Below are 11,556 nucleotides of genomic sequence, written 5' to 3' on the forward strand. Positions count from 1 at the left end.
ATGCCAAAAAAGAAAGGGCCGGATCGCTCCGGCCCTTTCTACGCGTCGCACATGACGGCTGTCAGACCGTCATCGGGTTCGGCTTATCCATGTCGAGCTTGTATTCCTTGATCGCGCGGCTGACGTCCTTGGCGTTGACCTTGCCTTCCTTCGCCAGCGCAGCCAGGGCGGCCTGGGCGATCCAGTAGCGATCGACCTCGAAGTGGCTGCGCAGGTGCGCACGCGTATCGCTGCGGCCGTAGCCGTCCGTGCCCAGCACCGTGTAACGCATGCCGTCCGGCATGAAGGCGCGGACCTGATCGGCGAACTCACGCACGTAGTCGGTCGCGGCGATCGCCGGACCCTGACGGTCGGCGAGCAGACCGGTGATGTACGGCACGCGCTGCGGCGATTCCGGATGCAGACGGTTCCAGCGCTCGGCGTCGAAACCTTCGCGACGGACTTCCGAGAAGCTCGGCACCGACCAGATGTCGGACGAGACGCCGAAGTCCTTCTCGAGCAGCTCGGCGGCCGCGATGACTTCGCGCAGGATCGTGCCCGAACCCATCAGCTGTACGCGCGGCTCGTTCTTCTTCGCCTTGCCGCCGTCCTTAAACAGGTACATGCCCTTGACGATGCCTTCCTCGCTGCCCTTCGGCAGATCGGGGTGGGCGTAGTTCTCGTTCATCACGGTGATGTAGTAGTAGACGTCTTCCTGCTCCTGCATCATGCGGCGCGTACCGTCCTGCATGATGACGGCCAGCTCGTAGGAGAAGGTCGGGTCGTACGACACCACGTTCGGGATCGCGCCGGAGAGCAGGTGCGAGTGACCGTCTTCGTGCTGGAGGCCTTCGCCGTTGAGCGTGGTGCGGCCCGAGGTACCGCCGATGAGGAAGCCACGCGCGCGCATGTCGCCAGCGGCCCAGCAGAGGTCGCCGATGCGCTGGAAACCGAACATCGAGTAGTAGATGAAGAACGGCAGCATCGGCACGTTGCTGATGCTGTAGCTGGTGGCCGCCGCCAGCCAGGCACTCATACCGCCGGCCTCGCTGATGCCTTCCTGCAGCACCTGACCCTTCTGGTCTTCGCGGTAATACAGCAGCTGGTCGGCGTCCTGCGGCCGGTACTTCTGGCCGAACGGCGCATAGATACCGATCTGGCGGAACATGCCTTCCATACCGAAGGTGCGGGCTTCGTCGGCCACGATCGGCACGATGCGCGGGCCCAGCTCCTTGTCACGCAGCATGAGGTTCATGCCACGCACGAGGGCCATGGTGGTGGAGATCTCGCGATCGCCGGTGCCCTTGGTGATCTGCTCGAACGACTCGATCGTCGGTGCCTTGAACGACTGGTCGGACTTGCGGCGCCGCTGCGGCAGCGAACCGCCGAGCGCGCGACGGCGCTCGAGCATGTACTGCACCTCTTCCGAGTCCTTGCCCGGATGGTAGTACGGCACTTCGTCGAGCTTGTCGTCGGGAATGGGAATGTTGAAGCGGTCGCGGAAGGCGCGGATCGCGTCGGTGTCCATCTTCTTCTGGTTGTGCGCCGGATTCTGCGACTCACCCGCGGCGCCCATGCCGTAGCCCTTCACCGTCTTGGCGAGGACGACGGTCGGCATGCCCCTGGTGTTCACGGCCGCGTGGTAGGCCGCATAGACCTTGTGCGGATCGTGGCCACCGCGGTTCAGGCGCCAGATGTCGTCGTCGGACATGTTGGCGACCAGCGCGGCGGTTTCCGGGTACTTGCCGAAGAATTTCTCGCGCGTGTAGGCGCCACCGAAGGCCTTGCAGGCCTGGTACTCGCCGTCGACGGTTTCCATCATCAGCTGACGCAGCTTGCCCGAGGTGTCGCGGGCGAGGAGCGGATCCCAGTAGCTGCCCCAGGCGACCTTGATGGCGTTCCAGCCGGCGCCACGGAACACGCCTTCCAGTTCCTGGATGATCTTTCCGTTGCCGCGAACCGGGCCGTCGAGACGCTGCAGGTTGCAGTTGATGACGAAGATCAGGTTGTCGAGGCCCTCCCGGCCGGCCAGCGAGATCGCACCCAGCGACTCCGGCTCGTCCGACTCGCCGTCACCCATGAAGCACCAGATCTTGCGATCGGACTTCGGAATGAGGCCGCGGTGTTCGAGGTATTTCCAGAACTGCGCCTGGTAGATCGCCTGGATCGGGCCGAGACCCATCGAGACGGTCGGCACCTGCCAGTAGTCGGGCATGAGCCAGGGATGCGGGTAGGAGGACAGGCCACGGCCCTTGCCTTCCACTTCCATGCGGAACAGGTCGAGCTGTTCTTCGCCGATGCGGCCTTCGAGGAACGAGCGGGCGTAGACACCCGGCGCCGAATGGCCCTGATGGAACACCAGGTCGCCCGGGTGGTCCGCGCTGGGGGCGCGCCAGAAGTGATTGAAGCCGACGTCGTACAGGGTCGCCGAGGAGGCGAAGCTGGAGATGTGGCCGCCGAGGTCGCCCGGCTTGCGGTTGGCGCGAACGACGGTGGCGAGGGCGTTCCAGCGGACCAGCGAGCGGATGCGCCACTCGATGGCGGCGTCGCCCGGGCTGCGCGCTTCCATGTGCGGCGGGATGGTGTTCACGTACTCCGTCGTCGGATCGAACGGCAGGTAGCCGCCCGCGCGACGGGTCGAATCGACCATGCGCTCCAGCAGGTAATGCGCGCGCTCGGTACCGTCATGATTGATGACGGCGTTGAGCGACTCGACCCATTCCCGGGTTTCGGTAGGGTCGAGGTCCTGGTTCAGGATATCGTCGATCTGGTCCATGGATGCTCCGCTCGCGCTGGCCGCGCGCTCATGGGGTCTGAAGAAGCCCGCGGGTGGCGGGAAAACCTTCACATGATACCGCAACGTATTCGCATACGCGGCGGTATGGGGATTTGCCTCGTGATAAACCCGGCAATCAGTCGTTTACGACCGTCCTGGGCTTACCCGCACGGATCTGCGCCTCGACGCAGGCCACGGAGGTCATGTTGACCACACGGCGGACCGTCGCCTGGGGCGTCAGGATGTGCGCCGGCTTGGCCACGCCCATGAGAATCGGGCCGATGACGACGCCGTCGCAGAGGGTGCGGACCATGTTGTAGGCCGTGTTGGCGGCATCCAGGTTCGGGAAGACGAAGACGTTGGCCTTACCTTCCAGCCGCGAGTTCGGGAAGATCCGCTCGCGCAGTTCGGGGTTGAGCGCCACGTCCGCCTGCATCTCACCCTCGACTTCCAGCTTGGGGACGCTCTTGCGGATCAGACTGAGCGCCTCGCGCATCTTGCGCGAGTTGCGGGTCTCGCGGCTGCCGAAGTTGGAACTGGACAGCAGGGCGATCTTGGGCTGGATGCCGAACAGCTTCAGGCGGATGGAGGCCTGCAGCGTGGCCTCGGCGATCTGCTCGGCACTGGGATCTTCCTGCACGTAGGTGTCGAGGAAGAAGAACGTGCCCTTCTCCGTCGCCACCGCGGCCATGGCCGAGGCCTCCGAAACGCCCTCGTCCAGGCCGATGATGTCGGCGATGTATTCGAGCTTGCTCTGGTAGGTGCCGACCAGGCCGCAGATCATCGCGTCGGCCTCGCCACGCTCCACCATCAGCGCCGCGATGACCGTCGGACGCGAACGCACCACCGCCTTGGCCGACGCGGGAGTGACCCCGCGGCGCTCCATGATCGAGTGGTACAGACGCCAGTAGTCTTCGAAACGCGGATCCGAATGGATGTTGCACATCTCGAAGTCGATGCCGGGTTTCAGACGCAGGCCTGCGCGCGCGATACGCTTTTCGATGACGTCGGGGCGACCGACCAGGATCGGCTTGGCCAGGCCTTCGTCGACCACCGTCTGCACGGCGCGCAGCGTCGTTTCTTCTTCGCCTTCAGCGTAGACGACGCGCTTGGGATCGGCCTTCGCCCGCTCGAACACCGGCTTCATCAGCAGGCCGGTACGGAAGACGAAGCTGGTCAGCGTTTCGATGTACGCCGGGAAGTCTTCGATGGGACGCTCGGCCACGCCGGAATCCATCGCCGCCCTGGCGATCGCCGGCGGCAGCTGAATCAGCAGACGCGGATCGAACGGCTGCGGAATCAGGTATTCGGGACCGAAACTCGGCGGCTTGCCACCGTAGGCGCGCGCACTCACGTCGGACGCTTCGCGACGTGCGAGCTCAGCGATGGCCTTGACGCAGGCCACCTTCATCGGTTCGTTGATGACGGAGGCACCGACGTCGAGCGCGCCGCGGAACAGGTAGGGGAAGCACAGCGCGTTGTTGACCTGGTTCGGATAATCCGAGCGGCCCGTCGCCATGATGCAGTCGGGACGCACGGCCTTGGCGTCTTCCGGCAGAATTTCCGGATTCGGATTGGCCAGCGCGAAGATGATGGGGCGGTCGGCCATCGTGGCGACCATTTCCGGCTTGAGAATACCGCCGGCGGAAAGACCCAGAAAAATATCCGCGCCTTCGACGATCTCGGCCAGCGTGCGCTTGTCCGTGTCACGCGCGTAACGCTGCTTGTCCGGATCCAGATCGGTGCGCCCGCTGTGCAGCACGCCGTCACGATCGAAGGCGAGGATGTTTTCGCGCTTGAGGCCCAGCGTCACCAGCATGTCGACGCAGGAAATGCCCGCGGCGCCCATGCCGGTGGTGGCGAGCTTCACGTCTTCGATCTTCTTGCCCGTGACCAGCAGCGCATTGATGACCGCCGCGCCGACGATGATCGCGGTGCCGTGCTGGTCGTCGTGGAACACGGGAATCTTCATCCGCTCGCGCAGCTTGCGCTCGACGATGAAGCACTCCGGTGCCTTGATGTCTTCGAGGTTGATGCCACCGAACGTCGGCTCGAGACTGGCGATGATATCGACCAGCTTGTCCGGATCGGTCTCGTCGATCTCGATGTCGAACACGTCGATCCCGGCGAACTTCTGGAACAGCACGCCCTTGCCTTCCATCACCGGCTTGCTGGCCAGCGCACCGATATTGCCCAGACCGAGCACCGCCGTGCCGTTGGTGATCACCGCCACCAGGTTGGAGCGCGCGGTGAGCTCGGCGGCGGAGGTCGGATTCGCGACGATCTCATCGCAGGCGGCGGCGACACCCGGCGAGTACGCGAGCGAGAGATCTCGCTGCGTGAGCAGCGACGTCGTCGGCGTGACCTTGATCTTGCCGGGGCGCGGAAGACGGTGATATTCGAGAGCGGCTTGCCTCAGTTCCTCGGAGATGGCCATGGAGTCCTGTGGGAGCTTAGGTGGGAAAGTAGCCCGCGATGTTAGCACCGCGACCGCGGTTCTCCCGCGTCGCGGTGTGTTGCATTGCGACATCCAGTGATATGAAAAACCTACATTTCTGCCTTGCGGAATCCGGCAGAACCGGGGCGCCCCGCTCCCTAACGTGGTCGGCCCTTCCCGTCTCCCGGCCGTCCTCATGCGTTTTATCGCTCCCTCGGTTCTCGCGCTTCTTCTCGCCCCGGGCTGGGCCCTCGCTGCCACGGTCACCGTCGACGAAACGGCCCTGCGTCAGCGGCTTCTTCGGCTCCCGCTGGCACCGCGCCCCGGCACCGATGTCGTCCTTCCACTGGCGGACGGTCGCGCGCGCGTCTTTCATGTCCGCGATTCCGGCACGTTGCCGCGCGGGCTGGTGAAGCGATTTCCCGGCCTTCGCAGCTTCCGTGGCGAGGATGACGAAGGCCGCACGCTTCGTCTCGACCTCTCCCCGCGCGGTATCCGGGCGAGCGTCCGGTCGGGCAGTACGGAGTGGCTCATCCGCCCCGGCGACACGTGGAAGAGGGAGCCGGAAGACTTCCTTGCCCTCGGCAACGCGAGTACGCCAGTCACCAAAACGGGTGGCGCCGCCCAGACGCGGCAGGCACCCACCGAGGCGGTCACGCCCCTGAAACGTCGGCGGAGCGCGCGCCAGGGAGGCATCGTGCGCTACGACTTCCGGCTCGCCGTCGCCGCGAGCAGCCGTTACGTCGCCAGGAACGGCGGTACCGTCGCCAGCGCGCTCGCGGAGATCGTCCATCTGGTCAACCGCGCCAACGAGGTGCTCGAAACCGACCTGGGTGTCCATCTCACCCTGGTGGATCGCAACCACCGCATCGTCGTCGCAAGCGCGCGTGGCGACCTGTTCGAAACGCATGAACCCGGCCCGGCGGCCGTCACGCTGATCGACCGGGAAATCGGATCGCGTCACTACGATATCGGCCATGCCTTCAGCACGTTCGAGGGCGGCGACAGTCATGTCGGCACATCGTGCAGCGACGCACGCGATGCGGACTTCTTCGCCACGCACAAGGCCGCCGCGTGGAGCGGACATGGAGACCCGGCCGGGTCATCGCATGCCTTCGGCTATTTCATGCACGTCCTCGGACGCCAGCTCGGCGCATGGCCGACCGCCGATGCGTGCCGGCGCATCACACTCGACGACAGCGCCGTGGAACCGGGTGGCGGCAGCACGATCATGGGCTACGCCACGTCGGGCTGCGGCACGGAAGACCACTGGCTCCAGCCGCGCCCGGGCCTGTACTTTCACGCCCGAAGCATCGAGCAGATCCAGGCGTGGCTCGGATCGCGCGGCGGGCGTTGCGCCGGGCGACGCCTGACATCCGCCGTCGCACCCTGGATCGATCCCGTGCCGCTGGCCGAAACCACCGTGATTCCGGCGCGTACGCCGTTTACCCTCGACGCCGCCGTGGAAGCGGCATCCCCCGGCGATCGCCTGACCTATACCTGGGAGCAGATGGATGCGGGGACAGGGCAGCGGGGGCCGCTCGTCGACGACGGGAAGGGGCCCTTGTTTCGCTCCTTCGCCCCATCATCGACGCCGCAACGCACCTTCCCTCGTCTTCCGGTACTGCTCGGTGACGAGCGGGCGAGTCCGGGAGAAACCTTGCCAACCACATCGCGCGACCTGCATTTCCGCCTGACGGTGCGTGACAACGCCGGCGCGACGGCCACGCTCGCCAGCGCGGACAGGCGGGTGCGGGTCGTGGATACGGGGCGCGCTTTTGCGATGGCGGCACCGGCCGCCGGGATCGTTGCCGTCGCCGGTGGCGCGCTCGACATCCGCTGGGACGTGGCGGGCACCACGGAGAAGCCGATTTCCTGTCACTTCCTGCATGTCGACCTCTCGGTGGATGCCGGCTCGCACTGGCTTGAAACGTCGCTGGCCACGGACGTGCCGAATAACGGCTCGGCGACAGTGCGGCTTCCCACGGAAGTGACGAGCGATGTCGCCCGTCTTCGTCTTCGTTGCGACTGGCGACCTTTTTTCGCGGTATCGCCAGGCCCTTTTGTGATCCGCGCGCCGTGACGCGAAGGCCATCGCTTAGCGGTCTATCGGGATTCCCCTACAGATGTTGACCACGCACGTGTGGCGTCATGGAGCACGTCCACCCACATCGCATCTCGACGCGTCCCCACGCGAAAAGGAATTCCATGTCCCTGTACTCCCCTCCCCGACGCCTCGTAATCTTCACGGCCATCACTGCGCTGCTATCCGGCCTCCCGGTCGCCTATGCCACTCCTCAGGCGCTCTGGTCGGACGTGACGCGTGCTGGCGCAAGTGCCCGGTCAGCGGCGACGACCAGCTCTCCCGTTCATCAGCGACGTGTCGCACTGCGCGCCGACGGTCTGGCCGCCTTCGGGCAAGCGCGGGCGGTCGGGCGCAGCAGCCAGACCGCGCAGACCATCGAGCTTCCTTTGCCCGTTAGCGGCGCCACTCGCTTCACCCTCGAGGACTCGGGCGTACTGCCCCCCGGACTGGCCGCGCGCTTTCCCGGGCTGCGCAGCATGATCGGTCGCGATGCCGAAGGGCGCACCGCGCGTATCGACATCGATGCGGCCGGCGCGGTGCATGCTCGTGTGACCGATCGCGCCGGCGACTGGATCGTTCAGCCCGAAACGCCGGTAAAACGCGCCCCCGGGGCTCGCTCGCGACATTCCCCGGCCATCCACGTCGTATTCCGGCGAGCGGATGCACCCGCAGGTCCCGCTTTGCGCGAGACAACGCCGCACGGCGGCGGCCTTCCCACCGCCGCGCCGGGAACGCGGGCAGGCAAGGCACGCACCGGCAGCGGCCAGCTCCTGCGAACGTTTCGCATCGCCATGAGCGCCAGCAGCGACTACGTCGCGAAGATGGGCGGCACTGTCGAGGATGGCCTGGCCGGCGTGGCGAAGGTCGTCAACCGGCTGAACGCGATCTACGAGAACGACCTGGGCGTGCATTTCCAGCTGGCGGAGAACAACGACCGACTCATCTTCGCGGATAAGGACACGGACCCTTTCAAAGGTCTCGGGGACGACGACCAGCTCGTCCTGCGCAACGCCGCCGTCGCCGCGCAGACACTGGGCCGCGAGAACTATGACGTCGGCCATCTCGTGCATGCTGTCGCTTCCGGCACCGCGGGACTGGCGGGACGCATCGGCAACACATGTCTTAACGCAACACGCACGATCGACATACGGCCGGGAACGAAAGTCACCGATCAGGACTACGAAGACGGTGGCGCGGATAAGGCGGCAGGCATGACAGGCAGCGCCGATCCCTTCGGTGACACCTTCCATGTGGATTACGTCGCCCATGAACTGGGCCACCAGTTCGGCGGACAACACACCTTCAACATCGCCGACCCCGGGTCGGATCAGCGTGAGCCCGATGCAGCGGTAGAGCCCGGCGGCGGCTCCACGATCATGGGCTACGCCGGCATCACGTCCGCCAACCTGCAGACGCGCTCGGACGATTACTTCCACGGCCGCAGCATCGGAGAGATCCGCGCGTGGCTGGATTCCGAAGGCGGATCGTGCGCCGCCACCCGCGTCAACCCGATCCGCACCCCGATGGTCGACACCAGCTACCCGTCCTATGTGGCGGTCCCCGCGCGGACACCGTTCGAACTGGCGGGGGCACTGAGCTACGTGCATGCCGGTGCCACACCTACGTACACGTTCGAGCAGATCGACCGCGGCCGCGCTCAGACCACGGCCGAACTCACGGATACCGGCAACGGACCGCTGTTCCGGTCGCGACGCCCCACTGCCAGCGGAAGCCAGACCTTCCCGGCGACCGGGGTGCTGCTTGGCAAGGAGCCGATCGGTCGCGGTGACACCTTCCCCATGCGCGATCGCACGCTGAACTTCCGGCTCACCGCACGCGACAACCTCGACCAGCTGGCGCACGTCGTCAGCCGCGATATCACGGTCGACGTCGTCGACACGGGCGCCGCATTCGAGGTCGTCGCTCCCCGGAAAAGCGCAACGCTCAGCCGCGGCAAGGCGATCGCCGTGAAATGGCGCGTCGCCGGCACCGACAAGCCCCCGCTTTCCTGCACGAGGGTGGACGTCAGGCTATCCGTGGACGGCGGCGAAAGCTGGCTCGAAGAGAACCTGCTCACCCGTGTGAGGAACAACGGAACGGCGCGCTTCACCATCCCCGGGACCGTCGCGCCAACGATGCGCGGCCGACTGTCGGTTGCCTGTAGCGACACGAGCACGCCCTTCTTCGCCCTGTCGCCCGGCGACTTCCGTATCCGTTGATCGGAGCCGCTCAGAGGCCGAGCGAGATTTCCTCGGCCTCGACGCCCGCCATGTGGATGTGATTCACGAACAGCGAGAAGGCCAGCTTCCCCGCCAGCCCGTGCACGTGCTGCATCCACGGCGGGAGATAGCGAGGGGCCGCGATATCGCCGTTCGCGAAGTGCGCTTCGAGGCTCATGACGTCGTGCAGTGCCAGTTTGCCGGCGAAGAGGTTGCGCAGCAGGTCGAGGCGGCGCTGACGCAACGCCCAGCGGAAAAAGGTGTGCACCGCGAGCAGGCCGGTAAGGTAGACGTTGTCCTTCGCAAACGCCGAGCCGCCGCTGAGCGGCACGCCACGAAAGACGCGCTGTGCCGAGTGGAAGCTGTCGGCGACGTTCTGCCCGCACTCACGGAAGTACCGGAACACCTCGACGAAATCGGCACCGTTGAGGGCCATGTCGATGGCCAGAATGCGCAGGCTGATTCGTTTCAGCCGCGAGATATCGATGGCGCCGGACATCAGCTCGGCGAACACCGCCAGGCCCTCCTGCGTCGCGGTGACACGTGGCGACGTGCGCGCCAGCGATGCCAGGACCGGCTGCTCGCGACCATTCAACGCGGTAAGCGAATGGACGAAGGCCTCATGGGCCAGCAGCTGGTGACGATCGTATTCGGTAAAACGGATACCACCGCGCAGACGGATGCGGGTCGCACCGGCCGCCGCCTTCGCGGTCAGCTCCGGATCCACCTCGACGGAGATGGTGCCTGGCGAGAAGAAAGCGTCCAGCTGGGAGGCCATGTCGCGGCGCAGCTCTTCCGCGGGGATGTTGCCGGTGGCGTCTTCGGTTTCCAGATCCGCGCCCAGTTCGTCGGCCAGGTCCACGAAATAGCGGGCGGCATCGAGGTTGCTGCGGTTGCTGCCGGGTATGGCATCGCCGGGGCGACCGTAAAGCGCGACGGATGCCTGCGTGACGCCGTCGGTGCCGGCGGACTCGAGCATCTGCGTGGCGATCCGCCACGACTCGGCCGTGCGCCGCAGGTAGTCGGCGATCGGATGATCCTCGGACGCTTCGGTCTCGATCGCTTCCAGCTCGGCGCGCGTGTCGCCCAGTTGCGGCGGGTGGTACGCGATGGTCGGGACCGAGAGCCGTCCGGCGCCAAACTCCGCGATCAGGCGTTCTTCGACCGAGGCGGGCCAGGAGACCGTGGGCAGGATACGGATGGCGCGGACGGCAGCGAGCAGGCGCTGGTCGAGCATCGCGTACCGCCGCATCTCGGCAGAGAGGTCAGACGGGGCGGCGTAGGCGTGCATGGGGGGCGAGTTTAGCGCGAGGAGATGTATTTCTCCCGGCGAATATGCTGGACGGGCAGACCATGGTCTTTCAGTGCCGAAAACGCGGCATCGACCATGTTGGGATTGCCGCAGAGATAGGCGATATCCCCCTCGGCGCTGGGCTCCAGCTCCGCCAGCATGTCCTGAACGTAACCCAGGCGGTCGTGCGGACGCGGACTGGGACGGGCGCCGCGGGACAGGCAGGCGTGAAAGGTGAAGCCCTCATGCTTGCGCGCGAAGGCCTCGAACTCCTCGCCGTAGAGCAGTTCACCCTCGTTGCGGGCGCCGTAAAGCAGCACGAAACGGCAGCCGCGACTGGCGATCAGGGCCTCGATCTGCGGCAGCATGGCCCGGTACGGGGTCACGCCGGTGCCCGTGGCGATCAGGATGTAACGCGTGTTCCGGTCGCCGTCCATCAGGCAGAAGCGGCCGTAAGGGCCGCTGGCGTCCACGGTCTGGCCGTGTTCCAGGTCGCCCAGCAGCTTCGTCGCTGCCCCGCCCTCGACATAGCTCACGGCGATCTCGATCCGCTGGACCGGGCCGCTGCCGTCACCCACGCTGCCGACCGAGTAGCTGCGCTTGGTCGCCTTGCCGTCGTCGTAGTGGAAGTGGACCTGCAGGAACTGGCCCGGGGCAAAGGCCAGCGGCTGACCGTCCACCCGCTCGAACGACAGGTGCCGGACCGAGGGGGCAAGCATGAAGCTGTCGGTCAGACGGAGCTCGAATTGTTCGGCCATGGAAAGTCTC

At 66.1% G+C, this 11,556-nt stretch carries 6 protein-coding genes; 2 read left to right on the forward strand and 4 right to left on the reverse strand.

Annotated features, from left to right (window positions below; genetic code table 11):
• Positions 1 to 61: 61 nt before the first annotated feature.
• Together aceE and B5X73_RS17730 are read right to left on the reverse strand one after the other, a co-directional pair.
• Positions 62 to 2,755 (reverse strand): pyruvate dehydrogenase (acetyl-transferring), homodimeric type, encoded by a 2,694-nt coding sequence (gene aceE / locus B5X73_RS17725; RefSeq protein ID WP_036109892.1) that lies wholly within the window; start codon positions 2,753 to 2,755, stop codon positions 62 to 64.
• Positions 2,756 to 2,891: 136 nt separating this feature from the next.
• On the reverse strand, positions 2,892 to 5,192 hold the full coding sequence (locus B5X73_RS17730) for an NADP-dependent malic enzyme (RefSeq protein WP_036109889.1): 2,301 nt from the start codon (positions 5,190 to 5,192) through the stop codon (positions 2,892 to 2,894).
• Positions 5,193 to 5,388: 196 nt separating this feature from the next.
• Between B5X73_RS17730 and B5X73_RS17735 the strand changes: the two genes are divergently transcribed.
• Entirely contained in the window at positions 5,389 to 7,275 is a 1,887-nt protein-coding gene (locus B5X73_RS17735; protein WP_079522743.1) for a reprolysin-like metallopeptidase, read from the forward strand.
• A gap of 125 nt (positions 7,276 to 7,400) precedes the next feature.
• On the forward strand, positions 7,401 to 9,497 hold the full coding sequence (locus B5X73_RS17740) for a reprolysin-like metallopeptidase (protein WP_176167882.1): 2,097 nt from the start codon (positions 7,401 to 7,403) through the stop codon (positions 9,495 to 9,497).
• 10 nt (positions 9,498 to 9,507) lie between these two features.
• Here B5X73_RS17740 and B5X73_RS17745 read toward each other — a convergent pair whose 3' ends face one another.
• Entirely contained in the window at positions 9,508 to 10,734 is a 1,227-nt protein-coding gene (locus tag B5X73_RS17745; RefSeq protein ID WP_254857328.1) for a peptidase MATCAP family protein, read from the reverse strand.
• Between the two features lie 65 nt (positions 10,735 to 10,799).
• On the reverse strand, positions 10,800 to 11,546 hold the full coding sequence (locus tag B5X73_RS17750; RefSeq protein WP_079522746.1) for an FAD-binding oxidoreductase: 747 nt from the start codon (positions 11,544 to 11,546) through the stop codon (positions 10,800 to 10,802).
• Positions 11,547 to 11,556 lie beyond the last annotated feature (10 nt).

This window comes from Luteibacter sp. 22Crub2.1 (assembly GCF_900167995.1).
GTDB lineage: Bacteria > Pseudomonadota > Gammaproteobacteria > Xanthomonadales > Rhodanobacteraceae > Luteibacter > Luteibacter mycovicinus.

Excerpts from the sequence above, each read along its gene's own strand:
- B5X73_RS17730 (WP_036109889.1), bottom strand. The coding sequence starts at position 5,192 with ATGGCCATCTCCGAGGAACTGAGGCAAGCCGCTCTCGAATATCACCGT.
- B5X73_RS17735 (WP_079522743.1), top strand. The coding sequence starts at position 5,389 with ATGCGTTTTATCGCTCCCTCGGTTCTCGCGCTTCTTCTCGCCCCGGGC.
- aceE (WP_036109892.1), bottom strand. The coding sequence starts at position 2,755 with ATGGACCAGATCGACGATATCCTGAACCAGGACCTCGACCCTACCGAA.
- B5X73_RS17745 (WP_254857328.1), bottom strand. The coding sequence starts at position 10,734 with ATGCTCGACCAGCGCCTGCTCGCTGCCGTCCGCGCCATCCGTATCCTG.
- B5X73_RS17740 (WP_176167882.1), top strand. The coding sequence starts at position 7,401 with ATGTCCCTGTACTCCCCTCCCCGACGCCTCGTAATCTTCACGGCCATC.
- B5X73_RS17750 (WP_079522746.1), bottom strand. The coding sequence starts at position 11,546 with ATGGCCGAACAATTCGAGCTCCGTCTGACCGACAGCTTCATGCTTGCC.